Origin of the sequence: Bacillus sp. MYb78, assembly GCF_002975115.1 — a bacterium.
GTDB classification, from domain to species: Bacteria; Bacillota; Bacilli; order Bacillales; family Bacillaceae_G; genus Bacillus_A; species Bacillus_A cereus.
The window spans coordinates 42,222-68,683 of record NZ_PCOB01000023.1 but is presented as its reverse complement, the minus strand read 5'-3'; the positions used below and the strand labels follow the sequence as shown (position 1 = coordinate 68,683).

Sequence of the window (26,462 nt, the reverse complement as noted above, 5' to 3'; positions counted from 1 at the left end):
ACAATAACCGATATTTTTTGACTTTTCCTAACAAAATATCTTGCAATATATTCAGAAAGTCATTACAATTGCCATATATTAAAAATCTTAGCAATATATAAATCCTCATCAATCCGATGAGGTAGAGGTTGCGACTTTTAATAGTAAAACGGACGAGACACAGAGAATGTCAGCTGACTCCGTTTGAAAGGAAAAGTTGCCGAAGTTTATATTTCTTCTCTGGAAATATGAGCTGGGGCTGTCTCCGAAAGGAACAGAACTGTCACGTTTACAAAATTACCGTGTAAACGTGGGGTGCTATCTTAACGGAAGGGTATGATGGGGTGGTTATTTGTGAAACGTTCCGCCAAATTCCTTTGGCGGTTTTTTGTATTTTTCTCCCCCGCTCCTTCCTAACCTACAAGAAAAGGAGTGTTGAACATGAATAGCGCAACAAATCAATCTACCTCTAAAACGCAAACTACACAAGGACAAGGTGAATTAAAACGCGGATTAAAATCTCGTCACCTTACGATGATTTCTCTCGGTGGTACAATTGGTACCGGACTATTTCTTGCCAGCGGTGGTGTCATCCATACAGCTGGACCTGGTGGCGCATTAATTGCATACGCTGCAATTGGAATTATGGTTTATTTTTTAATGACAAGCTTAGCTGAACTTGCAGCTTACATGCCTGTTACTGGATCTTTTAGCACGTATGCAACAAAATTTGTTGATCCATCACTTGGCTTTGCACTTGGATGGAACTATTGGTATAACTGGGCAATTACGATTGCTGCTGAACTTGCAGCCGTAACATTAATTATGAAATTTTGGTTCCCAGATACCCCTTCTCTTATTTGGAGCGGATTATGTTTAGCTATTATTTTCCTTTTAAACTATTTATCTGTTAAAGGGTTTGGTGAATCTGAATATTGGTTCGCACTTATTAAAGTAGTTACGATTATTATCTTTTTAATTGTTGGTTTCATGATGATTTTTGGAATTATGGGCGGTGAAACGGTTGGATTTAAAAACTTCACTGTTGCAGATGCACCATTTAACGGCGGTATCATGGCAATTATCGGTGTGTTTATGGCAGCTGGTTTCTCATTCCAAGGTACTGAACTATTAGGAGTAGCTGCTGGTGAAACGTCTGATCCAGAACGTAATATCCCAAAAGCAATTCGTTCAATCTTTTGGCGTATTCTTTTATTCTATATCCTTGCAATTCTCGTTATCGGTTTATTAATTCCTTATACAACTGAAAGCCTTGCTGCAAGTGATGTTACAGTAAGTCCGTTTACACTTATTTTTGAAAAAGCGGGCGTTGCCTTTGCTGCTTCTGTTATGAACGCTGTTATTTTAACTGCTGTACTATCTGCTGGTAACTCTGGTATGTATGCATCAACTCGTATGCTTTGGGATTTAGCACGCCAAGGAAAAGCACCAAAGTTTCTTGGTAAATTAGATAGCCGCGGTGTACCTGTTAACGCGTTAATCGTAACGTCAATTGTTGGTAGTATTGCTTTCATTGCTTCTTTATTCGGTGATGGTGTTGTATACATTTGGTTATTAAACGCATCCGGAATGTCTGGTTTTATCGCATGGGTTGGAATTGCAATTAGTCATTACCGTTTCCGTAAAGCATATATCGCACAAGGAAAAGATTTAAATGACTTACCATATAGAGCAAAATGGTTCCCATTCGGTCCAATCTTCGCATTTACACTTTGTATCATCGTAATTTTAGGACAAAACTACGGCGCATTTATGGGTGAAGCAATTGATTGGAACGGTGTACTCGTTTCTTACATCGGTTTACCACTCTTCTTAGTACTATGGTTAGGTTATAAATTTACGAAAAAAACAAAAGTGATTCCACTTGATAAATGTGAACTAAAATAAAGTGAAACGAGCAAACAAATTTGTTTGCTCGTTTTTTGTTGCAAACTTCTTTACTTCCCTATTGCTCCTGTTTTTGCAATAATAAAGGAAATATAAATAAAGGTTGGGATACAATGAACATTCGCATTACTGATGAAGCGAAAGCAGCTATACATAGATTAGAACTTGAAGATAAAAAGATCGTTCGCATTAGAGGAACAATGACGAACTCTTGTAGTATTTTCGTTGATGTCGATTTAATTTGGGATACATATAACGCAGATGATGTTGTATATGAAGATGCAGAGCTTATCGTACAAATGGATTCATTCACGAAAGACTACACTGGTGATACGGTGAAACTTGATTATAAGACGACAGGTTTTAGTATTACGACTCCGAGTGAGACTTTGGTTTATGGATTGTCGATTAAAAAATAAAAATTGTTTTCATTTGACCACCGAGGTGAAAAAATGGGTAAATATGTTCCGTTAAAATTTTTATTTAATGAAGAATTAGCAGAAAAAATAGCTGATTCTATTTGTAAACACGATCCTTGTTTCTCTAAAAGCATCTTTGTAGATTCTGTAGCTTGTAAAGTTGAAAATTTAGAGTTAAAACAGCGTATTGAAGTAATTGCAGATGAATTACACAATGCTTTACAAAAAGATTTTAATGCCGCAATACATATATTACTGAAAACATTAGGACCAGAAAATACAACAGAAGTAGGCACATTTACAAATGGATATATGTACATGCCTGTTGCAAAATACGTTGAAAAATATGGGCTTAACGATTTTAAAATCTCGTTTAATGCAATGTATGAAATAACGAAAAGGAATACTGCTGAATATGCCATTCGGCCCTTTCTTGAAACATACCATGAAGATACACTAAACATATTACAACAGTGGATTCATGACGAAAACAGCCACATTAGGAGATTAGTTTCTGAAGGTACAAGACCAAGGCTTCCTTGGGCTAAAAAAATAGGAGCTCTAAAAGGTGATTTTAAGTACAATTTACAACTTCTTGAACCATTAATGAATGACCCTTCTAAATATGTTCAAAAATCTGTAGCCAATCATATTAACGATATTACGAAAGAAGATAAAGAACTCGTTTTTCAATGGTTACAGCAATTACGTGATAAACAGCATCCTATTAATCCTTGGATTATAAAACATGGGTTAAGAACAGTTATTAAAAATGGTACTTTACCAAAAGATTTTTGTTTTTGAGTATATTAAACAAAAACGCTATCTTTTCCTATGATTCTAGAAAAAGAATAGCGTTTTTTTACTCGTCCAGTATTTAGTAGGTATAACTTTTTATATTTCAAAAGACTTTTCTCTCTAAAAATATTTTTCATACAAATTTTCACATTCTAAAAAATCTATAAATTTCTTATAATGTGTCACTGTTCTTTCTAAAGCAATCATTAAAACAAAAATAAAATAAATTGCTTGGATTCCATTCATATAATTAAAGAGTGATTCAAATATATATACAATACTTGCAATCATAGAACAAAACCATAAATAAAACTTCATTTTCAGCTTTTTAATTTTTTGCTTAGTTGTCTTACAATACTGGCCATGAACTCTTATAAACAAATAAATTGCTGTATGTAAAATAATAATTGAAAATTGAAAACTTCGATTGTCCTCCGAACTAAATTCAGAAAAATCTATTTCTAATGAATGTAATACTATCCAAATAGAAAATAAAGATAGCAGAAATACATATAAAAAACCAATTAATAATTCAAAAATAAAGAGCCAAGGTTTATTTATGATTGAGTAAAATGGATTTAGATATTTTATGGTTAATAAAAATTTTCTCACTAAATCAGTTATAATAATTGATGTATTAGTTATATTCATATAGAAAAGTAATGTTATTGGAACTAATAACATTATAGTGATGCCCCAAACAGTAATCTTAATGCCTGATAAAAAGAAAACAGCTCCATAAATTATAACTGAAAAAATAAAAGTTGATACTGGAACAAACATTAAAAATGTAAAAGTTCTTATTAAGATTAAATCCCCTAAAAAATCTTTTATTATGGAAACGTGTATTTTTTCCTCCTTGTATTTTTTCACAGTATCAACTATTTCTTTCTCAGATAAAAGAAAACACTTCAATCTATTAAACATAAAAAAACCCCTTTATATTAAAAAGATTAAAATATATACCAAACTGTTATTAAAATTTCATAAAAATAATTGTAAATTTTGTATAAGCATTTTTTTCACTTTCAACTGTAATTAAGGCGTGATGTGCCTCTATAATAGCTTTGACAAGTGCCAATCCAATTCCGGTCGATCCGTGCTTTTTAGAACTACTTGATTTATAGAATCGTTCAAAAATATGAGGTAATTCTTCAGCTGAAATTCCCTCTCCAAAGTCTTGGATTACCAGTTCTGTATAGGTTGGAGAATTTTTGGCCTGAATCATTATTTTACCACCGGGTTTAGAATGTTCGATTGCATTCTTCAACAGGTTTAACAAAGCTTCCTGCATCCATAATTTGTCGTGAATAACGACTATTTCTCTAGGTGCATTCCAATCAATCAAAATATTTTTATCACTTATCATGCTTTGCAAGCGATTTAGTACTTCCTCAGTCGTATCTACTAAATTCCCTGGCTCTTTATCAAACGAAATCGCTTTTGCATCAATTTTTGCTACTTTTAACAAATTCTGAATTAAGACATTCATTCTAGAAATCTGAATATCATTATTTTGTAGTAATTGAGCTTGTTGCTCTCGGGATAGTTTCTCATTTAACAACATTTCATTATAGATAGAAATAGTTGAAAGCGGCGTTTTTAACTGATGAGATATATCCTGCAACATTTCTCCTAAAAACCGTTTCTCTTCAAGCAAATCATGCATATTTTTTCTAATGATATCCCTCATTGAACGAAATGAAATCGCCAGTTTCGCGAAATCCCCCTCTTTATTTTCATTGATGACAACCGAGTAATCTCCCTCGATTATCTTTTTTGCAGCTCTAGTAAGCTGGCTAATCTTATTGAAAATAATTTTTTGTTGCATGTAGTTTGCAACAAAAAGTAAAAATCCAAAAGCAATCAATCCCCACATCATAAATTGATTGTGATTAATAATTAGATTATTTAAGTGAGGAAAAAATTTTGAATCCAAGTCTTCATATAATCCATATTGCTTTAGGATCTCTGTCCCTTTTTCCTGATATTTACTTGAGTGAGACGAATGACTTGATAAGACTTTCATAATTTCCGCTTCATTTTCTGGATTCTGCTCTACCAACCTAGCTGTAATTTCCCCCCATGTTGCAATAGAGTCTCTTTTCAAATGATCATAAAATAATTGTTGAATAATAAATTGGTAAATCACAAATATAGATAAAAGGACGGCTAGTATCGTCATATAACTTTTTAACTCGGTATTTTTCATTATCTTGCTCACCCAATCACGTCCTTGCTCCAACGATAACCATATCCTCTTTCGGTAACGATAAACTGTGGTTTTTGAGGATTGTCTTCAACTTTAGCTCTTAAACGCTTTATGTATACAGATAACGTGTTTTCATCAAAAAAAACATTTTCTCCTTCTGTTATTTGTTGTAGGAGTTCATCTCTTTTTAATGCTTTGTGAGAATTCTTCATGAAATTCAATAGCAGCTTGTATTCTAAATTCGTCAATGTAATACTTTCACAATTTTTATAAACCTTGACTAGGTTCGTATCGATTCTTATATTCTCAGATCTTAAAATTTGAGATGGCGTTTCTAGCGACGCTTGTTTACGCAATTGTACTTTCACTCTGGCGATAAGTTCCCTAACCCGAAAAGGTTTGGTTATATAATCATCACCGCCTATATCCAGCCCCATTACCACATTTGCTTCTTCATCTAGTGCAGTTAAGAAAATAATAATCGAATTCTCGTTTTTCTTTTTAAAATACAAACATAAGTCATAACCATTACCATCTGGTAGGCCGATATCAAGGATGGACAAATCAAATGTATTGTGAACAAACTGGTGTTTAGCTTCTTTTACACTGGACGCTCTAATCACCTCATAACCTTCATTTCTCAATGAAAATTCGATGGCTATGCCAAGAGCTTCATCATCTTCAACTAGTAATATTTTTTTATTCAAGTATGCCCTCTCCTTTTTTTCCCCTAGCTTATACTCCAATTACAATAGCCTGGCTATAATCTAGCCAGGCTTATAATATTATTGTTCTCTGATATTATCAATAATATTATCTTGTTGAATTTTTTTCAATGGATTTAAGACTGATAAATAACTAATTATTAAAGCTGAAACAAACGTAATGATACAAGCCTCATAGGGAATCGTCCATGTCATTTTCAACATATCAGATATAGCTAAATATATAATATAAGACAATATACAGCCAAAAAAGATTCCTTGTAAACTTCCAGAAAAACCGTAAATCAAAGCTTCATAGGTAATCATTTTTTTCAAATCCTTTTGTGACATACCAATGGATTTCAAAGCGGCCAATTCTTTTCGTCTAGTCATGATACTTATAGTTATAGTATTGAGGATATTAACGCTACTAATTAAAGAAATGACTGTGATGAAACCATATGCAAGCACTTGTAAAGTAAGTTTTTCTTCTTTTTTTGTTTTATTTTCTTGATAATTATTTACGATTGTAATGGAATAGCTTTTTCCAATCGTGTTTTCTATTTCCTTTACTGTCGCGGAAGATTGAGTTACATCCTTTAATTTAGTTTCAAAGCTATTCTCCTTTTTTTCGTATACTTTAGATATATTTTCAAGTGATTTCAATTGATACAAAACTTGTTCACCTTCAGCTAAATGATCTGGATTATTATCCACTATCTTAATTGTAATATCCGATTTAACAGATAACTTATCAACAGATTTAGATGCAAATGCAACACTCATTAAATACGAGAAAGTAATAAATAACACACTACTTATAATAATTGATAAGATTGTAATGGTATAGCGATTTTTATTTCGCTTAACATTTTTCATAGCCATGCTCAAAGGAATAGATAAAGGTTTTTTCACCATGGAATTCTTTTGTTTTTTGATTTGTTCCTTTTTAATTGACAACCTGCTACTAATTGCCAACAAAGGGGAGATTTTCCCTGCAAAATAAGCTGGGTACAAACTTGACGCTATTACAGAAAGCAAGGTAATAATCGAACTTACTAGTAAAATATTCCAATCAACATAAAATATCGAGACCGCTTTACTATTTTCCATTAAAAGTGAAAAAGTGAACTGCAGAGAGGCAAGTGCTATTAGGCTACATATAATTCCAATTGGTATAGCGATAACAGCCAGAAAAGTAGCTTCTCTCAGAACGATTTGTCTAATTTGCTTTCGTGTTGCACCAATGCTTCTCAACAAGCCAAACTGCCTCGTTCGTTCTACGACACTGATTTGAAAAGCGTTGTAAATCACAACAATTGTCGCTATCACAACAATGCTGATTGTAATAATTAGCGTAGCCATAATCGAATTATTGTAACCTGGTTTCTCTAATTGAATTAATTCATTACTTATATTAATATTATTTTCTCCGGAAATGGTCTTGAGTCCCTCTAAAACCTCATTAAAGTTTGCTTTTGAGCTAATTCCAACTAATATTTTTCCTTCACCAGCGCTAAACTTACTCTTATAGGTTAGTAACCGTCCCACCTTATTTTCCTGTGTATATGTACTATCACTTAGAAAACCAACCAATTTGTATTTTTTTTCATTTAATTCGAATGAATCACCTATTTGAATATTTTCTTTTATATAAGGTAATACCCAGGGATCAACAGCAACTTCTTGATCATTAGATGGCAATCTGCCCTTAATAATACTGTATTTTAAAAATTCCAAGGCGTTATCATCAGCAAAATTTATTTTTACAGCAGCCTCTCCAACTTGGACTGTTTCTCCCTGTGACATTAAACCAAATGATTCAATTTGCGGGTTATATTTAATTTTTTTCAATATCGATTCATCGTAATTTAATACAACGGCATGAAAAGAATACCCTTGCCTCTTTTTCGTATTCTCGATTTGAGAAATCTGAGTACCGTTCATAAATAGGCCGATTGTAGAAATTAACGATACAGAGAGTACGATTCCTATCAAAGTTAAAATTGTTCGTTTCTTATTTCCCTTTAAGTATCTCCTGCTTAATTGTTTATAATTACCAATCAAGATTAGTTTCCTCCCGTCTTAGGCTTATTCGTGGATAGCCACTGATCGGAAATGATTTGGCCATCTTCAATTGTAATAATACGGTCAGAAGTTGATGCAATTTTTAAATCGTGAGTAATCAATACAATAGTTTGATTATATTTTTTTGCTGTCAATCTTAATAAATCCATGACTTCTTTTGTGTTTTGAGTATCCAGATTTCCTGTAGGTTCATCAGCTAAGATTAAATGTGGGCGATTTATAAGTGCCCTCCCAATCGAAACCCGTTGTTGCTGACCTCCTGATAATTCAGATGGTAAATGATTTCGTCTTTCATGAAGTCCCAGAATTTCAATAATTTCGTCCATATAAGGATTATCTACAGGTTCATTATCTAGTAAAGTGGGCAAAGCTATATTCTCTTGCACATTCAATACAGGAATTAAATTAAAGAACTGAAATATAAAACCAACTTTTCTTCTTCTAAATATCGAAAGTTCATTATCTGAATAATTATAAATATTGTTCTCTCCAATAAATACTTGTCCTGAACTCGGACGGTCCAATCCTCCCAAAATATGCAACAATGTACTTTTACCTGAGCCAGAAGCTCCTACGATTGAAACAAATTCCCCTTGCTGTATAGAAAGATTTATGCCCTTCAAAGCATCTACCCTACTATTTCCTTCACCATAACTTTTGACTACATTTTCTATTCTTACGATTTCCATTTATATCACCTTATTTTCATTTTAATTTAGTCTTGTACCTCTACAAAGTTTATTTTATTCTGATTATTCGAAGAGAGCTTATCAATCTGTTGTAAAACTTTGTCTACTTCTTGTTTGTTTTTATAATCAAAATTACGTTTTTGAAATTGAATCAATTTCATTATTGACTCTGATTCAGAAATTGTATTATAGTCTTGGTCGTTTAGAATAACAAGGTTCATTGGGGCATACCCAATCCAAATTTGCTGTTTAACATACTGGGCAGATACCATCTTACCGTTCAAATTCAACTGGTTATTTTCAAAATTATCAACCATAGAATCCTTAGCCGCATAAGAAAATAATAGATTCTGATTACTAGATACTTTATTTTTATCTTTCACCCTCTCAGAAATAGTAGATGCTAAATTTGGATCTTTTCTAGCTCTTAGAAGTCCCTTATTAAATAATTTTACCGCGGTAGAACTATTAATAACTGCATATTCTGTAGTGCTGATTTCAAATTCTTCATTTGTATCATTTTGTTTCTTATCTTCTTCTGATAATGGAATCCTTTTTGTTGTTGTGACGTACTTTACCTTATAGTCTATTGATTGTTTAGTGTCATCTTTAAACTCTTGTTTAACTTTTTCTACGTCAGTTGCAGTACCACTAACTAGAATCCCATCGACTAGTTGTCCTGGACCTTGCACATAACGTTTTACTCCTAATCCTATTCCTATAAAAATAGCAATAACAACCGTATAACTTATAATTTTTTTCATTAGAATACTCCTTTAGTAAATGATTTATATCTGGATTATAGATGAGTTTTTTTCATAAGTTAATGACTTCTATCTAACTATGTGACTACTAATCTTACAATTTTGTAAGATTAGTAGTCCTCATGCTCAACAAGCTAAATTTATATAATAATAATCTTATACGTTATTATTCTCTTTTTTTATTGAAACGGGTCGAATCACAGGCAATAACCCGACCTATAATGATTAATGTTACAGATAATAACTTAAGGCCCGTCTTATATATAATCTAAATCTTTAAAATAAACAAAGGATATTACTCCTAATACAGCACCAACTATCCCCAGCATCAAACCCTTATACTTTTGTATAAACATCTTATTCCTCTTTTCGTACAAATAAATTATTCCATATATAACAATACTAAATTATGGAATGTTTCAAAGAATTAAAACGTTTTTATATTCAGTTTATATGTCTACTTCTTTACTTATCCCATAGATAAGTAAATCCAAAGGGATACAAAAACGTCACTTCTTTTATAAACAGTACGACTTTATTGTTACTTAATAGTAGTGAGAAATATCACATATCTCATAAAAGGGCTGGGCGGAAATTTAAGTTTACTAAATACCTTTTCTAAAGTTTGAGTGCACCCTTTTTCTGTACACTCCATCCAATCTTTCATTAAACAACTACCTTCTCCTATAATTTCAAAGGATTTCCACTCGTTTATCCCGAATATATAAATTATCATTCTCATAAGGAGCGAATTTATATGAATCTATTCGAACACGAAACGTAAAACCGTTCCCCTTTCATAAGAGGTCCTCCTTTTTTCTTTTCTCACCATATCATTTACTTACAAAATAGGAGGACATAATTATGAAACGTGATCCATTATTTTTAACTTTATTAGAAAGTGCAAATACACATTTTAGCGGCTGGGATTTTTCTTTCATTTCAGAAACGGGTCGAATGAAGAGTGAGCCTTTATCGTGGTCGTACGGCAGTACTGCTTTCCAGCTTATGCAACATGCAGAATCAATGCTCGATATGGGGACTGGCGGCGGAGAGTTTTTATCTATGTTACAACCGTTCCCGTCAACTATTTATGCTACTGAGGGCTACGCTCCAAACGTGCCAATTGCTCGAAAGAAATTAGAGCCTTTAGGGGTTACTGTTGTAGAGGTGAACGATGATACTTCATTGCCATTTCAAGATGGTCAGTTTAATCTAATCCTAAACCAACATGAATCATATGCTGCTTCTGAAGTAAAAAGAATCCTTTCTCCAAATGGAACATTTCTTACACAACAAGTTGGCGGTCTCGATTGCGCGGAACTTAATGACCAATTTGACACACCACTAAATAGTGAATTTGCAAGTTGGTCTCTTGAAGCGGCATGTAATGAACTACAGGAAAACGGATTTACTATCTTAGAAGCAAAAGAAGAATTCCCTTTCCAACGCTTTTATGATATTGGCGCTATCGTCTATTATTTAAAAGCAATTCCGTGGCAAATTCCTAATTTCACTGTCGAAAGGTATTATGAGGAGTTATATCGTATACATGAGATTATCTTGCAAAAAGGATATTTTGATGTGAAGCAACATCGATTTATGATTAAGGCGATTCGTGACTAACGGAAAAGAGGTGGCAAAGCCACCTCTTTTTTGTTCCGTTTACGTATGTTCTCTACTCTTTCACCATAAGAAAAGTTATATCATACATATTACAATTATGACCAATAAATTGTATTTTTGAAACTTATAATCACCTCGCATATATAACGAGAGCAAAAACGTGATTTTTCACTTTCCTCTTCTATTGAGAAACAAGTTGTCTTTCATATCGCTTGTTCGCATCATCTTCTTTCAAACATGCAGTTGTGTAATTAATAATATTCCGGTTATCGTACGTGAATATATGTTTTAACTTATTTTCTTCTGTTAATACTGTCGGTAAGTATTTTGGTAAATTGCTAACTACTCCTCTATTATCACCATCTAATATCCAATCAATTTCTTTCCATTCTAATAAGCCTTCAGCCGTACGTAATGGTGTATTCATTTGCATTCCATCTGGCAAATCAGCAACGAACACATACATTCCTTCACTAGCCTGGGGCTCACCTTTACCTTTAAAACCAACAGTCCCTTTATACGTTACACTTGAAAGTTCTATGCCCGTTTCCTCAAACGTTTCTCTAATTATTCCTTCGTATGGCGTTTCATTCTCTTCTATTTTTCCTCCAACACCATTCCACATCCCCATATTCGGCTTTTTATTTCTATTTAATAGCAGTATTTTATCGCTTTTTCTAATAAAGCAAATTGTGTATTTGTACATACGATCATTTCCTTTCATTTTCCACATGAGTTATTTGGCTTATTTTCAAGTAAAAACACTCGCCTTACAATTCCTTACTACATAATATATAGTACAACTTTCATGCGTAAACACTTTACGTCAAACGAGAGAATCCTTTTTAGAAAGGAGAATTTAAAATCGATACTATAAGCAATGAATTTCTAAAACAATATTACGACAGCCTTGTGTGGTTAAAAGATACACATTGGTTTGGAGTTCCAATCTGTAAACTTCCCTCTGATCTCTTTTTGTATCAAGAAATCATTTATGAATTAAAGCCCGATTTAATTATTGAATGCGGGACTTTTCACGGTGGTAGTGCACTGTATTTAGCTTCTATGTTAGATTTAATTGGAAAAGGTCACGTACTTACTATCGATATAACTCCGCAGCCAAATCGGCCATCACATAATCGAATTACGTATTTAACAGCATCTTCTGTTTCTGTGCAGGCCATCCAAACAATAGTAAGTATGCGCAAACCTGATGATGTGATTTTAGTTATTTTAGATTCTGATCATAGTAAAGAGCATGTTTCCAAAGAACTCTTGCTATATAAATCTATCGTCACTACTGGCAGTTATATAATTGTAGAAGATACCTCCATTAACGGAAATCCGCTTCTTCCCGATTGGGGTCCTGGCCCAATGGAAGCTGTGGAAGAGTTTTTAACTAAAAACAATAACTTCATAATCGACGAGTCTAAACATAAATTTTTCATATCATTTAATCCAAAAGGTTTTTTAAAGAAAATAAAGTGAAACTTTAATAAGTGGGGTTTTGCTCATCCCCCACTTATTCTATCATTTTCATTTTTGAAAAAGGATAATATACGAATTCCACCTTGCCAATTATGTTATCTTCTTCAATATATCCTAAGCCATTGCGACTATCTCTACTTACTTCGCGGTTATCTCCCATTACAAATAACTTATTTGGCGGAATTTTTGTCTTTTGAAAATTATAAAACACTTGTGTGTTGTTAAATAAATCTTTGTTCGTATATGGTTCTTCTTGCTTTTTATCGTTCACATATACCTTTCCGTTCGTTATGTTAATTACATCACCAGGAAGCCCTATTACACGTTTCACATAATATTTCGATTCATCCTCTTCTTTTATAATGACAATTTCTCCGTGTTGTAAATTAGAAAGACGTACTACCGCTTTATTTACAAATACGTAGTCTTCTTCATATAAAGTCGGCTGCATCGATTCCCCTTCCACCTTACATAAAGTAAAAGAATGGTAGCCTATGACTATCACCAATATAAATAGTATGTACTTTCCCCAGCCTCTCTTAATCTCCTTTTTCATATCCATTCCCACCTTATAAAGCGCTTTTTAACTCAAAAAATATATCACTGCACAATATGTTTCCATGCAGTGATACTATTTTTACTGTGCCTTGTTCGGTTGTTCTACTGGAATTGAATTTGTATTTGATCTATTTGTTTTTAATTCAAAATACGCATCCAAAATCTCTTTACCAATCGCAGAATTAATTCCTGATTTATCATCATTCACCCATGGTACAACAACTGAAAAAGCTACTTCCGGATCCGCATCATATGGTGCATAACCGGCAAGAGTTAAATTATAACATTTTTTTCGGTTGTTGTTCTCATCTCTTCCAATATCACTTTCTCCACCATATACTGTCTCAGCTGTTCCTGTTTTTCCCGCTGGTTTATATGGTAGACCTTTAAATGTTCCGGTTCCGGTTCCGTCAGCTTCTTGAAAAACTCTTCTAAATCCTTCTTTTACATGATTAATGTACGAAGTTTCCATATCCACTCTATTTAATACAACTGGTTCAATCGACCGAACGACTTTTCCTGCATCCTCTGGTCTATTCGGTTGCTCTCTAACTTCTTGTACAATTTGTGGTTTCATTCGGTAACCGCCATTTGCAATGGTTGAAATATATTGCGCAAGCTGAAGCGGCGTATATGTATCATACTGTCCAATCGCGTAATCAAGTAAAAATCCGGGTATGTTATCAGTTCTACCTATTTGACCGATCGATTCATTTGGCAGGTCAATACCAGTCGACACACCTAGGCCAAATTGTCTAAAATAGTAGCGCATTTTATTAAATGTTTCTTGTTTAATATCTAATGGATTGTTTGGAACATAATTAATGCCTGCCATTTTTAAAGCTGTATTAAACATATAAACGTTCGATGACACTTGCAAAGCTCTTAAATCATCAATATCCCCAAATTCTTTCCACGATTTCTTCGGCTTAGAACTTCCTTTAAAATACATTGGCGCATCAAAGAAGTGTGTATACGGCTTAATCGCTTCTGTTTGATATCCAGTTAATAAAGTAGCCCCTTTTACAGTTGACCCTAACTCATAAGAACTTGTCATCGTTCCTAATGCATAATCTTCTATTTGCATACCGCCATCTTTATTTACAATTTTCTTTCCTGCCATTGATAAAATTTGACCGTTTTTCGGATTCATCATTACTACGAACGCACGATCCATCATCGGCTCTGCAGCATGAAAGGCTCGTAAATTCTTTTCAAGGCTTCCCTCTACTCTTTTCTGTAAATCCATATCGACTGTTAACATCAAGTTATTTCCACTTTTTCCTTCAGTCACTTTTTCTGTTCGAACAATCTTCCCTGCTTTATCCATAATATTTTTAGACTGTTCTTTCGTTCCATGTAGTGCATCTTCGTATTGTTTTTCGATGTAACTTTTACCAATACGGTCGTTTCGATTATAATCACGAACTAAATAATAATCTAATTGTTCTCTTGGCAATCCTTCATTTTCATTAGAAACGCTACCTAGTATAGAGCGCAGTATTTTATCATTTGGGTATTCACGTTCCCAATCTACTGTTGTATCCACTCCCGGTAAACTTGCCAACCTTTCACTAACGACAGCATATTCATTTTCACTTACGTCTTTTTTAACGATTTGCGGAGTCATTTTATATCCCGCATTCATTTTGCTTTTAATTACTAATACTTCTATATCTTCCTTTGAAAGCTCATTTAATTCTTCTTGTGTAATTCTTTCCCGGCGCAGTTCTTCTACTTTTTTATCTAACTCTTTTCCTTCTATTTCTTGCTTTCTAAATTTACTCTCATCTTCTTTCGTTACTTTCGCTGCTGCCCGATTTTCATTTAACTGCATCCAAAAATCTTTTTTATCTGTCTCTGTTAACTTATCCATGTCCTCTTGCGACATTTCAATTAGCTTAGCTAAATCTCTTGCTACTTGTAAAACTTCTTTTGAGTCCACTCCTCTCATTTTCGTATATGTAACGGTTCGTAATGGTTTATTATTTACAATAACGTGACCTTGTCGATCAAACATTTTCCCTCTAGGAACGGGAGTACTTACCGTTACATCTTCCTTTTTGTTTACTTCATTTCTATACGTTTCTCCATCAATGATTTGTACTTTACCTAATTGAATTATAATAGCTGAAAATAAAAGAAAGACAATAAAAAATAGTACATTTAACCGAAATGGAATATGAGTCTTTTTCTTTTTCGATTGTTTTTTCTGCTCCTTTTTCTGTCTCATTTCGCTCCCTCGCTTCATTCTATTAACATTTCTACGCAAAATCATTATGTATCAAATTTATTTATATGATATATATAGAATTTTATATTAATTACTAAAGAAATAAAAGATTTAATTTTCAGTTTTTTAATTTTATAACCTATTTATTACCATTCCCCTTCATAAGTCATAACATGAATTTTATTCAAACAAAAAACTGAGGTGTTCTCTATACACCTCAGTTTTTCATAAAAATAATAACTTATTTAACCGACGATAACCCTTCAACAAACTCACCAATCTTATTTTGAAAAACAAAATCAAAGTTATATTCCTGTCCTGTTAACTCTTCATTTACTAAAATAGTTGTTGCTCCCACTTCCCTCTTTGCAATTTGCGGGAATGAAGCGACAGGCTGTACTTTTAGTGATGTTCCCATAACGATAAGCACATCTGTTTCATATAAACGTTTGATAGCATTTTGATATTGCGGCAATGTATCTCCGTATAAAACAACGTCTGGATTTAAAATGAAATTACACTTCTCACAACGCGGTACTTCATGATCAATCATATACTGTAAATCATAGCCTGATTTACATTTTGGACAATGTGCTGTTTGAAGTGTTCCATGTAAATCGATGACATGCTTACTGCCACCTAATTGATGTAAACCGTCAATATTTTGCGTTAAAATCGTAATATCTTTCCCTTGTTCTTCTAGCGCAGCTAAAAAGCGATGTCCACGATTTGGTTTATATTGATGGAACGTATTAATTTGAAAGATTTCTTTATAATGCTTCCAAAACTCTTTCGGACTTCGATTATAATACCCTCTTGATAAATACATCTCCACATTCGTATCAGCATACAACCCATTTGCTGAACGAAAATCTGGAATACCACTTTCCGTACTTGCACCCGCGCCTGTTAATACTGTAATTTTCTTCGCTTTTTCTAAAATTGAACGTACTTCTTCAAATTGTTGCACAAAAATCACCTCTATGTATTTTCCTATTCTTATTATACCAGTTGTTTACAGGAGGTGTTGTACAATTCATTTTACTTAATGCGTTGCGCCCCCAACCTCTACAATATCTACTTCAACTGTCGTCGTTACTTCGATTGCCAATTCTATCCCCTTACGAATAGTAGAAAGTGACATACTCGGTTGCCCTGGATAATTACTCGCTTGTTCTGGTAAGAACGGAATGTGAATGAATCCACCTTTTATTTTCTTATCATGTTTCTCTAGTTCATGCATAAGTCCATAGAATAAGTGATTACAAACGAATGTGCCTGCCGTCTGTGAAATAGATGACGGTATGCCCTCTTCGCGAAGTTTTTTTACGATTGCTTTCATCGGAAGTGTAGACCAATATGCAATCACTCCTTCTTCTACAACTGGTACATCTACCGGCTGATACCCTTCATTATCAGCAATTCTTGCATCATCAATATTAATTGCGACACGTTCTATCGTAATATCTGGTCTGCCCCCAGCTTGTCCGATACATATAATAATTTCCGGCGCTAGTTCTTCTATATACTCTTTTAATACGCTTATTGATTTATGAAATACAGTTGGTACTTGTTTGCTTATTATCTTGTATTCTCCAATTGTTTTTTCATGCAAACCTTTTGCTACTTCCCAAGCTGGATTGATATTTTCTCCGCCAAACGGATCAAACCCTGTTAATAATACTGTTTTCATAGTTTTATCCTCCTAATTAGAAACGATATACAAGGCCGTACATAATAAACATATTTATGATAAAAATTGAAAGAGCAATTGGTACTTGTGCTTTAATAACCGCATTTTTATCCTTTAGCTCTAAAAGCATCGCAGGTACGATATTAAAGTTTGCTGCCATTGGAGTAAGCAGCGTTCCGCAATATCCAGCAAACATACCGAGTGCTGCCATAATTGCTGGGTTTCCGCCGTGCATTTGAACTATTAAAGGTAAGCCAATTCCGCCAGTAATAACAGCAAACGCTGCGAATGCATTTCCCATTACGACTGTAAATAGCATCATGCCTAAACAGTACGCCATAACAGCAACGAACGGATACTCTGTCGGTAGCACTTGTCCAACTAAGTCTGAAACAACTTGTCCAACGCCAGACTTCGCGAATATACCGCCAAGTGCTGCTAACATTTGTGGCAAAATAACAGCCCAGCCGACAGCTTGTAATAGTCTGCTTCCTTCTTGTACAGGCGTTGTTATTTTTGATTTTGTAATACGCATCGCCGCAACGAATGCGAGTAATGCACCAAGCGCTAATGCAACTAATGTTACTTTATCTGGATCAACAAGAGAGACATTTCCCCATTTAATTTTCCCTAACGTCAACGTACCGATAATTGTAAAAATAGGAATTAATAGTGCAGGCATAAAAATTTTATTTTTTAATTTCTCAGCATGTTTCACACGTTCTTGTACTGGAACTTCTTTTTCCTCTGATTTTGTTACTTTATTTAGTGAAGCTAAAACGACCATAGCGAGCACTATACAGCCAACGTAAAACGAAGGAATTACATTTCCGAATAAAAATGTAACTGCAAACAATGCCCAAAATAAACTAGAACCGAATCTGTTTGGATGTTCACGATCGAATGCGATACGAACAGCGATAAAAGCAACGATTATCCCTAATACATAATAGATTGTATCCATTGTGATGATGTTCATATTAAATTGCCTCCTTCTCTTCTTTTCCTTCTGCCTTCATTGTTTTCTCTATATATTTATCAAACCTTCTAAATCTAATCCAGCTTACAATAAGTGCAGATATTGCAGTTGGAATGCCCCAAAGTGCCATATCCCATACTCCGACATGCATACCTACTGAATCGAAGAATCCTTTCATTAATAAAATAGCACCAGTTGCGATGAAAATATCTTCTCCGAAAAACCAAGCTGTATTTTCTGCAGCAGCTGCGTTTGCTTTAATCTTTTCTCTTAATTTTTCAGGAAGTTTACCGTATTTACCTTGCGCGGCCCCTTCTGCCATCGGTGCAACGAGCGGCCTTACCGTTTGTGCATGCCCACCAATATTAAGCCCTAGTGCTGCTGATGATTCTCTTATCGTAAAATATGACATTAATACTCTTCCAGTTGTTGCTCCTTTTGATTTCGTTATAAGTGCTTCTGCTCTTTCTTTTAAACCGTAACGCTCTAAAATTCCGATTACCGGTAAAGTTAATATAATTGGCATAGACATATATCTATTTTCTATGAAAAATTTACCGAACATGCTGATCACATCATAAAAACTTAACCCTGAAACCATCCCTGTAACAATACCTGCAACCATAACTACTAAAAGTGTATTTAATCTAAATAAAAAGCCCACTGCAACAAGTAGTATTCCGATTAATTTAATCATTTCTAGCACTTCCTCTCATTTTTTATTTCGGTGCACAAATAGAAATCCCATTAAGTTTGAATGTTCTGTATATTCTTTCTGCAAATTGCACTGCTTTTTCCCCATCACCGTGTAAACAAATCGTTTGCGCCTGAACTGCTACTGTCTCTCCATTGACCGCATTTACATGGCCTTCTTTCACCATTTGAAGTACTTGCTTTATCGCTTCGTCTTCATCTTTTATAAGCGCATTTTCTTCTGTACGGCTCGTTAATGTACCATCTTGCTTATATGTACGATCCGCAAAAGCCTCTTGTACGAGAGTTACTTTGTATTTTTCTGCAGCCTGTATAAACGCCTCGCTATTTGCTAATCCATAAAGTAATAAACTTGGATTTATATGATGAATTGCCTTTGCAATTGCATCTGCAATTTCCGGATTAGTTGCCGCCATATTATATAGAGCTCCATGCGGTTTCACATGATGCATCTTCCCGCCAGCCACTTTTACAAACCCTTCTAATGCGCCGATTTGATATAAAACATAATCGTATACTTCACTTGCTGAAACATTCATGTTTCTTCTACCGAATCCAATTAAATCAGGAAATCCAGGATGCGCCCCTATTGCTACGTTATGCTCCAAAGCTTTTTCAACAGTTTGACGCATAACAGACGGATCACCCGCATGAAAACCGCAAGCAACGTTTATAGAGGAAACGAACGGAAGAATTTCATCATCATTCCCCATTTTATAAGCGCCAAAACTTTCTCCTAAATCACAGTTTAAATCGATTGTAGTCATAATGTATTCCTCCTAATTTCAGCTTCGTAAAGCGATGAATTTCTTTAATAGATTCATATTTACTTCTTGTTCTATGTACAATTGTTCCGCTTCTTCAAGCGTAATTTTCTCAAAAGAAACATAGTCCCCCGGCTTTAGCTGGGCAAGAAGAGGTAAATCTACTGAAATGATATTTCCCATTCTCGGATAGCCACCTGTCGTTTGCCTATCTGCCATTAATATAATCGGCTGTCCACCATTAGGAACTTGAATGGTTCCAAATGTAACAGGACTCGATAAAATCTCTTTTTCTTCAATCCTATTTAAAACTTCTCCCTCAACCCTATAGCCCATACGATCAGCATAATTAGATACCTTATACTCTTTCGTAAAAAATGCCTTTCTACTTTCTTCTGTAAATTGATTATATTCAAAGTCAGCTATGACACGAAGCTTAGGATGTTTCTTATACTTTGGTAGTACGCTGTTGCTAATTGCCCACTTCGTTTTTATACACTCATCTTTTTGTAAGTCTTGAATGAAACGATTCGCCATTTCTGGTTGTGCACCAATTTGGAAGTAGTCACCCTTTTTCAGCATTCTTCCTTCTATACCACCAATCGCAGCACGTATGTACGTACTTTTGCTTCCCATTGTACGCTCAATATGTATACCACCCGCAAAAGTTACATACGCTCTGCAACCACTTTTCACTTTTCCAAAACAAAGCATACTACCTTCTTCCGCTAAAATGGGACGCCATAACGGGATACGTTCTCCATTCAATAACGGTTCCATATCTGCTCCGCCAATCGCAAGTAAAGTCGTTTTCTTTATTAACAATTTAGGTCCCATAATCGTCATTTCGAGTCCCGCTTCATTCTCCTCATTACCAACTAACATATTGATCATCCGAAGTGCACTTTGATCCATAGTCCCGCCAACTGGTACACCGTATTGTTGATAATGAGATCGCCCTAAATCTTGGACTGTTGTAAACATTCCTGCATGCAAAACCTCTACATCCATTCTTTAGCCCCCTCAAGTGATACGTACTCTTCCTTCGTTATTGGGATAAATCGTAAATACATACCGCTTTGAATAAAGGTTGGTGTTTCTTCTTCCGGATTAAATAAGGAGATTGGTGTTCGACCAATAATATTCCATCCACCCGGTGTTTCAAGTGGATAAATACCTGTTTGATTTCCGCCGATTCCTACCGAACCAGGTGAGATTTGTAACCGCGGTATTTCTTTTCTAGGTGTTTCTAATTCTTTTGATAGTCCTCCTAAATACGGGAACCCTGGTGTAAAACCTAACATATATACAAAATATGTAGTTTCACTATGTATTCGAATCACATCTTCTACTTGTAAACCTTTATAATGTGCAACCTCTTCTAAATCAGGTCCATATTCTCCCCCGTAGCACACTGGTATAGAAATATGTTTCACATCCTGTTTTACTTCTTCTTTATAAGAATCACACAGCTCCTTTATATACTGGCGAACGTAATCATATGACCTTTCACTTCTCTCATTTCTCTTCCATACTTCGTATACATTGTAGTAAACAGCTAATGAAGTAAACGACGGAACGCACTCAATCATTCCTGCAAACGGATGTTGCTGCAGTGCTTGAAATAACCGCTGTACTTTCTCATATATATCCATCTTAATTTCTTCACCAAATGTAACAATAATTGCTTGATCCCCTAACGCAGAAAATTTCATCCTACTCCCTCTTTCTATGCCAAAAAGCCGAGTTCTTTCGAAATGCGATGTGCTGTTTCTTTCACCTTAGCGATAAAATATGAAATGTTACTTTCGCTGTACTCAATTGCTAATCCCGAAATACTCATACCTGCTACAACCGTTCCATCACTTGCGAAAATGGGCGCTGCTATTGCGGCTGTATGATTTTCTAACTCAGAATAACTAATTGTGTAGCCTTCCTTTTTTGCCATTTGCAACACCTCTAGCAATTGTTCCTTATCCACAATTGTTCCATCTGCAAACTGTTTTAAATCCACTTCCTCTATGTATCTCCGTTTCTCTTCCTCAGAAAAATACGATAGTAAAATTCTCGGACATGCACCAGCATAAAGCGGTGCTCTTCTTCCAACCGCCGTATATACGCGTACTGGCTGAACACCTTCCATCTTTTCAACATAAATTGCGTCATTACCATCTTGAATTATTAAATTAACTGCCTGTCCTAAACTATCTCTAAGCTCTTTCATATAAGGAATTGCTATATTCCTTACTGATAATCGTTGTGAAACAAGTTGACCGAACCGTAAAAATACGACCCCTAAACGATATTTCCCCTTTTCGTTTTTTTGTAAAAACTCCATCTCTTCTAACGAGCCAATTAAACGATAAACAGATGTTTTCGGCATATTTGTAAGCTGAACCATCTCAGTTAAACTTAGCTCTTCATGCTCATAAAACAACTCTAAAATATCCATTGTCTTAACTGCCGTTTTATTTATACTCATTCTATCTCCCTTTCGTTCCGAAAAACGGAACTTAAATTCCGTTTTTCGAAACAAACATATAATTTAAAATTATAAAATATTCTTTCAATTCTATCAATATTTTTTCACGTACATAATCCGATATATTTTGTCCGCTATTAAAAAACAAAAATAATATGTGATTTATATAAAATGAAAGGCTCTTGGATGATTGAAAAAACTTTAACACGTGAAGAATGAACTATTAGTGAATGTAATTTATATTGGAGTGATTCGCTTCCTGACAGTGAATATAAAATTAACCCTAGAAATCACGACGGTTCAATTTCTAACGTTCACATTGCTACAAAACTATTAGAATAAAAGCTGCAATAAAAAAGTAAATATAAAGAGCATGTATTGATCAATACATGCTCTTCTCATAGTTATTCAAATTATTCTTTTTTAACATGATTGAATGTTCCTTCGTACAACTACCGAGTCTATTAGTTGTATATTACTTATTTTTCAAAATCGTTCTTTTAGCTTTTTTAATAATTCTACTAGTTGATTTTATGTCAGCATCCTTTTCCCATTCTTTACACAGGTTCATTACCCAATCCGGTTTAGTTTTACTTGCATCATTTAACCAGTTTCCAACCGAATCTTGTACATATTTTGATGGATCTGATTTAAGTAAATTAAGAATAGGAAGTGCTTTTTCAGGTTCTTGTTTTAATATTTCAATATGTTTACTCCATACACCTCGAGGACGAATAGATTCTACAGAGAACCTGCGAATATTCTCATCTTCATTTTTTGCCCATTCTACTAACAATTCCACACTTTCTTCTATATTTTGTGAAAGTTCTTCTCTAATAGACATCCAAGCAATTTCTCGAACACCAAAATGATGATCCGCCGCAAAAGGTCGAATGTATGTTAATGTATCTTTTAATGTGTCATTTGATTTTTTATTCATAAACGCTGCCCAACATCGTACACTATCTGAAATATGATTAGATAATTTTAACAGTACGTCTTCCTTATTTCTATCATTCTCTTTGAGTATAATTTCATCCAATAAAGTCCCTGTTATTCGTATGACTTTCATTCCTGTTTCAACGTTCTGTTTTTCTAATTCAGCTACTATACATTCCAAACTATTCTTGAGTCCTATTGAAGGTAAGACATTTTTAAGTAGTTCAATATGATTTATAGCTAGCCATTCTGTTAGATTAACACTTTCTACTTTCCCTTGCTGTAGTAATTGTAAGACCTCTTTAGGAATTTCGTTTACTTTCCTGGCTCCTTTCCTGTTTAAGATAATTTCTGATTCTTTCTTTATCATTTAAATTCCCTCCTTGCAATACTATCTTCAAATAAACAGAGGCCATTTTGAAAAGTAATAATCAAAATGACCTCTGTCTTTCTTAATTGAACATTCAGTTTTACAAAAAAATGTAATTTAAATCCACCGGAAGAATATTTCTCCCATACTTTTTCTTTATAACGCTCTTACTTGTTCCAACGGCCAGAAAACAGCTTGTCCTTTTCCGACAATTTCATCTTCTGAAATAAAGCCAAACATGCGACCATCCTTAGAAACTTCACGATTATCCCCTAAAACAAATACTTGGCCTTCTGGCACTTTCGTTTTCCCAGTGATTTGTTCTAACGTAAAGTCTGGAGTTAATACACGGCCTACTGCTTTTTCTTTAAACTTTTTTAAATATGGTTCTTCCATCGCTTTTCCGTTTACATATAAAACATCATTTTTATACTCAACTGTATCTCCTGGCAAACCAATTACTCGTTTTACTAAATCGTATCCTTCTTTTCCGTGGAAGACGATAATATCAAAGCGATCTAATCCACTTATACTATAACCAATCTTATTCACTAGAACTCGTTCGTTATTTTTTAAAGTGGGCATCATTGATTCACCTTGCACTAAAGAAGGTGTAAATAAAACACCGCGAATAATAGCAATTAATACAAGGGTAAAACCTATCGTTTTAGCCCAAGAGAATAATTCTTTCTTCGTATTTTCCTTCATCATTTCTCCTCTTTCTTAAGCACTTATTTTATGATTTTAACTAATTCTTGTACTAAATTAGGGTCTATTTCAGAAAAACATGATTTTCCTTCCCTTACCGCTGTACCGACATGAGCTTGCGAAATTCCAGTTTCATCTAGCAATCGCTTTATATTTTCTTTCGTCACGCCAGCTCCAGCTACAAGCTGAATTTGACCATCGCTTACCTTTTGCATTTCTGTAAGCACTGGAATATTCTCTACTATATTTCCTTGTCCACCTGAAGTTAGAACGTGAGTCACTTTATGAAACTTCTTTAAAGTGTTCATTGCTTCTACTGGATTTTCTATATCATCTATCGCACGGTGGTACGTTACATTTATTCCATCTACAACAGATAGTAAGTCCGCTAATTTCTCTTCATCCACTTCATTTCGTTCGTTTAATACGCCTAATACTACACCAGCTGCTCCTAACTTCTGCGCAACTATAATATCTTCTTTCATCATTTCAATTTCTTCTTCCGTATATGTAAAAGACTTCGCATGCGGACGAATCATAACATGAATTGGTATACTTACCGCTTCTACCGCTTTTTTTATAAAAGCATAACTCGGTGTTAAACCACCTTCTGTATAAGATGAAATTAATTCAATCCGCTTCCCGCCAGCGCTTTCAATTCGTTTTACATCTTCTAAACATGTTGCAATAACCTCTAGCATGAGATGACCTCTTTTCGTGCTTTTTTCTTATTATAACATTAGTAAAAATAAGAAGCCTAGCTTTCTCCTTTAAAACTTAAAAAAGAAGAATAAAAAGAAAGATTTTTTATTGGCAACGATTATTAGTAACATCCTATTATTCATGTACACTCCTACCATAATGAAAAAAGCCCTTCATTTTGACGGACTTTTCTAATTTCAAGCTTTTCTTTCCTCAGTTTTCATATCAATGCCTAATTGATCTTCCAATAAATTTACACCTTTCTTTGTAAGATGGACAGCTCGGTTCTTATCCGTTTTCGTAATCCATCCCTGTTCAAAAAGCAGTTTTGCAATTGCAGACCCTAACCAACCAGAAATATGGTAACGCCGTTCACTCCAATCAAGGCAAGGTTTTGCAAATACCCTCCTTTTTGTATCTGCCTCATCAACATTTATTCCAAAATTCAGAAACCATTTCTTACCTTGTTCCGTTACAATGTATTCTCCATCCTCTAAAATTATAAATTGCCTATCTAGTAATTTTTCAGTTATCTCTACACCGAGTTTGCCTGCAAGATGATCATAACAAGTTCGGGCATAACGAATTTGTTTTAGTTGGCTTGATTGTTTTAAAGAGCGAACTTGAACTGTTGGTGCAATTGTCCCTAACTTTTCAAGCACTTCTGCAACTTCTTGATTAGCAAGTCGATAGTAACGATGTCTACCATGTTGTTCAACTGTAAGTAAATTCCCTTCTACTAATTTAGAAAGATGCGAACTAATTGTTGGATGTGACACTTTTGCCATATAAGCCAATTCACTAGCAGGTAGTGCCTGATTATTCATTAGACAATCTAAGATGATTGCTCTTGTAGGTTCAGCAATTAGTTTAGCTATATATGAGATATTCGGATATACATTCATATTTCGATGATACCCTAACTATTAAATTGATACAATTATTTTAAGTTTAATAGTAAAGGAGAATGTATTATGAATGCAATTGATCTTAGTATATTAAATTTAAAAGAAACGAGAAGGCGCTCAGAAAAATTATGGAATTCTCTTCCCGATAATTTTCTTAATTGGAAGCCTGATCCTGAGGCTATGTCCTTTGGTGAAATGATTCGTCACGTATGGAGCTCAACTTTTTACTATCATATAATTATAAAAAACAACGGTTCAATAAACGACATACGTACCCCGTATGATGACGAGCCAATTACTTGTGTAAAAAAAGAAATTGAATTGGCACAATCACACTTTACTGACTTCATAGAATATGTTCAATCAATAAGCATAGCCGAGCTAGATTCAAGACTTATTGATAGAAGTGATGTTGGCTATCAACGATATTTAGGTGATATGCTATTACGAATTGCCTATCATGATGCGGTACATGCGGGTCAATTTTTACAATATTTACGAATGGTAGATTTGGAAAGACCATTGATTTGGGATTAAATTCAGTAATTATTTACAAAGGTTCCAAACTGGCATTGCGATAAGAATTTTTCAACAAGAAACAATCACAAAACCATGATAACCACTTATATTAAAAACCTACATCTCAACTTGGTACGTTCCTGCACATAAAAAGCACGCGTTCGATTACTAATCAAACACGTGCTTTCAAAACAACTATATTGTACATAGACAATAAA

At 34.2% G+C, this 26,462-nt stretch carries 27 protein-coding genes and 1 riboswitch; of the genes, 6 read left to right on the top strand and 21 right to left on the bottom strand.

The window, feature by feature from the left end; all coding sequences use genetic code 11:
* The first annotated feature begins 114 nt into the window (after nt 1–114).
* Nucleotides 115–308: riboswitch (Lysine riboswitch) on the top strand.
* Between the two features lie 112 nt (nt 309–420).
* The 3 genes from CQ064_RS27815 to CQ064_RS27805 all read left to right on the top strand — a co-directional run bounded on the left by CQ064_RS27815 (nt 421) and on the right by CQ064_RS27805 (nt 3,110).
* Nucleotides 421–1,887: an amino acid permease gene (locus tag CQ064_RS27815; protein ID WP_001083396.1), complete on the top strand. Its 1,467-nt coding sequence runs from the start codon at nt 421–423 to the stop codon at nt 1,885–1,887.
* A 113-nt stretch (nt 1,888–2,000) separates the two neighbouring features.
* Nucleotides 2,001–2,306, top strand: a complete 306-nt coding sequence (locus tag CQ064_RS27810) for an iron-sulfur cluster biosynthesis family protein (RefSeq protein WP_001026167.1) — start codon at nt 2,001–2,003, stop codon at nt 2,304–2,306.
* A gap of 33 nt (nt 2,307–2,339) precedes the next feature.
* Nucleotides 2,340–3,110 carry a DNA alkylation repair protein gene (locus tag CQ064_RS27805; protein WP_000521691.1) on the top strand — a complete coding sequence of 257 codons (771 nt, stop codon included), beginning with the start codon at nt 2,340–2,342 and terminating at the stop codon, nt 3,108–3,110.
* Nucleotides 3,111–3,224: 114 nt separating this feature from the next.
* Here the strand turns inward: CQ064_RS27805 and CQ064_RS27800 are convergent, their stop codons facing one another.
* The 6 genes from CQ064_RS27800 to CQ064_RS27775 all read right to left on the bottom strand — a co-directional run bounded on the left by CQ064_RS27800 (nt 3,225) and on the right by CQ064_RS27775 (nt 9,561).
* Complete coding sequence (locus CQ064_RS27800) at nt 3,225–4,031, bottom strand: hypothetical protein (protein ID WP_000483294.1); 807 nt, start codon at nt 4,029–4,031, stop codon at nt 3,225–3,227.
* A 49-nt stretch (nt 4,032–4,080) separates the two neighbouring features.
* Nucleotides 4,081–5,316 carry a HAMP domain-containing sensor histidine kinase gene (locus CQ064_RS27795; RefSeq protein ID WP_000798889.1) on the bottom strand — a complete coding sequence of 412 codons (1,236 nt, stop codon included), beginning with the start codon at nt 5,314–5,316 and terminating at the stop codon, nt 4,081–4,083.
* 8 nt (nt 5,317–5,324) lie between these two features.
* On the bottom strand, nt 5,325–6,023 hold the full coding sequence (locus CQ064_RS27790) for a response regulator transcription factor (RefSeq protein ID WP_001035092.1): 699 nt from the start codon (nt 6,021–6,023) through the stop codon (nt 5,325–5,327).
* 78 nt (nt 6,024–6,101) lie between these two features.
* Nucleotides 6,102–8,087 carry an ABC transporter permease gene (locus CQ064_RS27785; protein WP_000580035.1) on the bottom strand — a complete coding sequence of 662 codons (1,986 nt, stop codon included), beginning with the start codon at nt 8,085–8,087 and terminating at the stop codon, nt 6,102–6,104.
* A 2-nt stretch (nt 8,088–8,089) separates the two neighbouring features.
* Nucleotides 8,090–8,797, bottom strand: coding sequence for an ABC transporter ATP-binding protein (locus CQ064_RS27780; RefSeq protein WP_000407086.1), 708 nt, complete (start codon nt 8,795–8,797; stop codon nt 8,090–8,092).
* Between the two features lie 26 nt (nt 8,798–8,823).
* On the bottom strand, nt 8,824–9,561 hold the full coding sequence (locus CQ064_RS27775) for a lipoprotein BA_5634 family protein (protein WP_000720908.1): 738 nt from the start codon (nt 9,559–9,561) through the stop codon (nt 8,824–8,826).
* A gap of 864 nt (nt 9,562–10,425) precedes the next feature.
* Between CQ064_RS27775 and CQ064_RS27770 the strand changes: the two genes are divergently transcribed.
* A complete protein-coding gene (locus CQ064_RS27770) occupies nt 10,426–11,187 on the top strand; it encodes a class I SAM-dependent methyltransferase (RefSeq protein WP_000817567.1) in 762 nt (253 codons plus the stop codon).
* 181 nt (nt 11,188–11,368) lie between these two features.
* Here CQ064_RS27770 and CQ064_RS27765 read toward each other — a convergent pair whose 3' ends face one another.
* Nucleotides 11,369–11,893: an NUDIX hydrolase gene (locus tag CQ064_RS27765; protein WP_015055152.1), complete on the bottom strand. Its 525-nt coding sequence runs from the start codon at nt 11,891–11,893 to the stop codon at nt 11,369–11,371.
* A gap of 158 nt (nt 11,894–12,051) precedes the next feature.
* Here CQ064_RS27765 and CQ064_RS27755 point away from each other — a divergent pair, with 158 nt between their 5' ends.
* Complete coding sequence (locus tag CQ064_RS27755; RefSeq protein ID WP_265736938.1) at nt 12,052–12,675, top strand: cephalosporin hydroxylase family protein; 624 nt, start codon at nt 12,052–12,054, stop codon at nt 12,673–12,675.
* A gap of 34 nt (nt 12,676–12,709) precedes the next feature.
* Here CQ064_RS27755 and lepB (CQ064_RS27750) read toward each other — a convergent pair whose 3' ends face one another.
* The 14 genes from lepB (CQ064_RS27750) to CQ064_RS27685 all read right to left on the bottom strand — a co-directional run bounded on the left by lepB (CQ064_RS27750) (nt 12,710) and on the right by CQ064_RS27685 (nt 25,722).
* The gene (gene lepB / locus CQ064_RS27750) at nt 12,710–13,231 is read right to left on the bottom strand and encodes a signal peptidase I (RefSeq protein ID WP_002094069.1); all 522 of its coding nucleotides are present in this window, start codon (nt 13,229–13,231) and stop codon (nt 12,710–12,712) included.
* Between the two features lie 81 nt (nt 13,232–13,312).
* Entirely contained in the window at nt 13,313–15,466 is a 2,154-nt protein-coding gene (locus tag CQ064_RS27745) for a peptidoglycan D,D-transpeptidase FtsI family protein (protein WP_001249196.1), read from the bottom strand.
* A 241-nt stretch (nt 15,467–15,707) separates the two neighbouring features.
* Nucleotides 15,708–16,436 (bottom strand): NAD-dependent protein deacylase, encoded by a 729-nt coding sequence (locus tag CQ064_RS27740; RefSeq protein ID WP_001183810.1) that lies wholly within the window; start codon nt 16,434–16,436, stop codon nt 15,708–15,710.
* Between the two features lie 75 nt (nt 16,437–16,511).
* Nucleotides 16,512–17,159 carry a pyroglutamyl-peptidase I gene (pcp, locus tag CQ064_RS27735; protein ID WP_000859711.1) on the bottom strand — a complete coding sequence of 216 codons (648 nt, stop codon included), beginning with the start codon at nt 17,157–17,159 and terminating at the stop codon, nt 16,512–16,514.
* A gap of 16 nt (nt 17,160–17,175) precedes the next feature.
* Nucleotides 17,176–18,138: a DUF979 domain-containing protein gene (locus CQ064_RS27730; RefSeq protein WP_001021658.1), complete on the bottom strand. Its 963-nt coding sequence runs from the start codon at nt 18,136–18,138 to the stop codon at nt 17,176–17,178.
* A 1-nt stretch (nt 18,139) separates the two neighbouring features.
* The gene (locus tag CQ064_RS27725; protein ID WP_000593392.1) at nt 18,140–18,835 is read right to left on the bottom strand and encodes a DUF969 domain-containing protein; all 696 of its coding nucleotides are present in this window, start codon (nt 18,833–18,835) and stop codon (nt 18,140–18,142) included.
* 22 nt (nt 18,836–18,857) lie between these two features.
* Nucleotides 18,858–19,619 (bottom strand): 5-oxoprolinase subunit PxpA, encoded by a 762-nt coding sequence (gene pxpA, locus CQ064_RS27720; protein ID WP_000207325.1) that lies wholly within the window; start codon nt 19,617–19,619, stop codon nt 18,858–18,860.
* Nucleotides 19,620–19,637: 18 nt separating this feature from the next.
* Nucleotides 19,638–20,627 carry a 5-oxoprolinase subunit C family protein gene (locus CQ064_RS27715; RefSeq protein WP_000382243.1) on the bottom strand — a complete coding sequence of 330 codons (990 nt, stop codon included), beginning with the start codon at nt 20,625–20,627 and terminating at the stop codon, nt 19,638–19,640.
* The gene (gene pxpB, locus CQ064_RS27710; protein ID WP_000672267.1) at nt 20,618–21,331 is read right to left on the bottom strand and encodes a 5-oxoprolinase subunit PxpB; all 714 of its coding nucleotides are present in this window, start codon (nt 21,329–21,331) and stop codon (nt 20,618–20,620) included. Before pxpB ends, CQ064_RS27715 begins: the two co-directional genes overlap by 10 nt.
* Nucleotides 21,332–21,345: 14 nt before the next feature.
* The gene (locus CQ064_RS27705; RefSeq protein ID WP_000026366.1) at nt 21,346–22,098 is read right to left on the bottom strand and encodes an IclR family transcriptional regulator; all 753 of its coding nucleotides are present in this window, start codon (nt 22,096–22,098) and stop codon (nt 21,346–21,348) included.
* 475 nt (nt 22,099–22,573) lie between these two features.
* A complete protein-coding gene (locus CQ064_RS27700; RefSeq protein ID WP_000591608.1) occupies nt 22,574–23,407 on the bottom strand; it encodes a DNA alkylation repair protein in 834 nt (277 codons plus the stop codon).
* A 156-nt stretch (nt 23,408–23,563) separates the two neighbouring features.
* Nucleotides 23,564–24,115, bottom strand: a complete 552-nt coding sequence (gene lepB, locus CQ064_RS27695) for a signal peptidase I (protein ID WP_000662498.1) — start codon at nt 24,113–24,115, stop codon at nt 23,564–23,566.
* A 23-nt stretch (nt 24,116–24,138) separates the two neighbouring features.
* Nucleotides 24,139–24,816, bottom strand: a complete 678-nt coding sequence (locus tag CQ064_RS27690; RefSeq protein ID WP_000895109.1) for a copper homeostasis protein CutC — start codon at nt 24,814–24,816, stop codon at nt 24,139–24,141.
* Between the two features lie 198 nt (nt 24,817–25,014).
* Nucleotides 25,015–25,722, bottom strand: a complete 708-nt coding sequence (locus CQ064_RS27685) for an ArsR/SmtB family transcription factor (RefSeq protein WP_001103808.1) — start codon at nt 25,720–25,722, stop codon at nt 25,015–25,017.
* 69 nt (nt 25,723–25,791) lie between these two features.
* Here CQ064_RS27685 and CQ064_RS27680 point away from each other — a divergent pair, with 69 nt between their 5' ends.
* Nucleotides 25,792–26,262 carry a DinB family protein gene (locus tag CQ064_RS27680; protein WP_000991270.1) on the top strand — a complete coding sequence of 157 codons (471 nt, stop codon included), beginning with the start codon at nt 25,792–25,794 and terminating at the stop codon, nt 26,260–26,262.
* Nucleotides 26,263–26,462: the final 200 nt, after the last annotated feature.